Consider the following 1,169-nt stretch of genomic DNA (forward strand, 5'->3'; position numbering starts at 1 on the left):
CAGCCACCCTTTTCGAACTGGCGCTTCTGCACGTGATAGCTCAGATGAACGACGTCGAAGCTCGGCTTGCCGGAGCTCAGTTCGATGACCGTCTTCTGCCGCTGCTGTTGTTCTGGCGTCGCCTCGGCATTGACCTTGATGCCGGTCAGCTCCTCGAATTCGGCGATATATTTCAGGATGGTGTCGCTGCGCGGGCTTTTCACCAGATTGACGTCGAGCGTCGTGCCGGCAAAGCGCTTCCAGTCGACGCTGGCGGAAAAGCTCGGGCGAAGGCCGGCCAGGCCCGCTGCGGCGAGCGCCGTGGTTCCTGCAAGGACTTGCCTTCTTGTTGGCTTAAACGGATTGGACGACATTTCTTCCTCCCTGGGTTGCTGTCGTTGTGGGTAGTGTCGCGGCAGCCGCGAACCATACGTCCTCAGATCTGGAGCGCCAACCGGCGCGCGTTGTCGATATGCCGGCTGATCGCCTCGACCGCCTTTTGCGGGTCGCGGCTCTCGAGCGCTTCGATCACCGTCAGGTGCTCCTGCATCACCGGCACGACGCGCCCGTCGATACGGAAACGCTCCTGGTGGATTAGCCTGATCTTTACCGAATTGATCAGATACGCCTTGGCGATGATCTCGTTGCCCAGCGCATCGATGAAGGTGTCGTGCATGGCCCAATCGATGTTCTGGGCCCTGGCTTCCATTTCCGGCGTCGGCGCCTGCGACAGCGCTTGAGCCAGCATGTCCTCATGCTCGTGCCGCAGGCGGGCGAGCTCGGCGTCGGAGGCGTTGACGGTGAACAGCGCCACCGCTTCGCGCTCCATGAACAGGCGAAACTGGAAGGCCTCGCGGATCAGGCTGATGTCGATATGGGCGATCTGCATGCCGCGCTGCGGGATGGTCATGAGAAGTCCCTCGGCCTCGAGACGCGGCACGATCTCACGGATGGCACCAAGCGGCAGGCCCGTAAAGGCAACCAGCTCACGCTGCGACACGAACTGTCCCGGCCGCAGATCGCGGGCCAGCAAATGCCGCGTGAAGCTGGCATAAGCTTTTTCCCTGAGGGTGGCCGGTTCGCTGCTGTCGTCCATTTCAGCGCTTCCCTTTGCCAATCAGGCCGGCTCTGTCGCAAACAGCCTGTCGTAGGCGGCAGCAAGCTGTTGCCGCCCTTGCGAAGCCATCGGC

Annotated in this window: 1 protein-coding gene and 1 pseudogene; both read right to left on the bottom strand. The window is 62.1% G+C overall.

The features are described 5' to 3' along the window. Positions 1–353, bottom strand: a pseudogene (locus EOA85_RS35705) (extracellular solute-binding protein); the annotation flags it as partial. A gap of 62 nt (positions 354–415) precedes the next feature. Then, on the bottom strand, positions 416–1,075 hold the full coding sequence (locus tag EOA85_RS35710) for a GntR family transcriptional regulator (protein ID WP_127212763.1): 660 nt from the start codon (positions 1,073–1,075) through the stop codon (positions 416–418). Positions 1,076–1,169 lie beyond the last annotated feature (94 nt).

It is taken from the genome of Mesorhizobium sp. M5C.F.Ca.IN.020.29.1.1, assembly GCF_003997375.1.
Classification (GTDB): domain Bacteria; phylum Pseudomonadota; class Alphaproteobacteria; order Rhizobiales; family Rhizobiaceae; genus Mesorhizobium; species Mesorhizobium wenxiniae.

Excerpts from the sequence above, each read along its gene's own strand:
- EOA85_RS35710 (WP_127212763.1), bottom strand. The coding sequence starts at position 1,075 with ATGGACGACAGCAGCGAACCGGCCACCCTCAGGGAAAAAGCTTATGCC.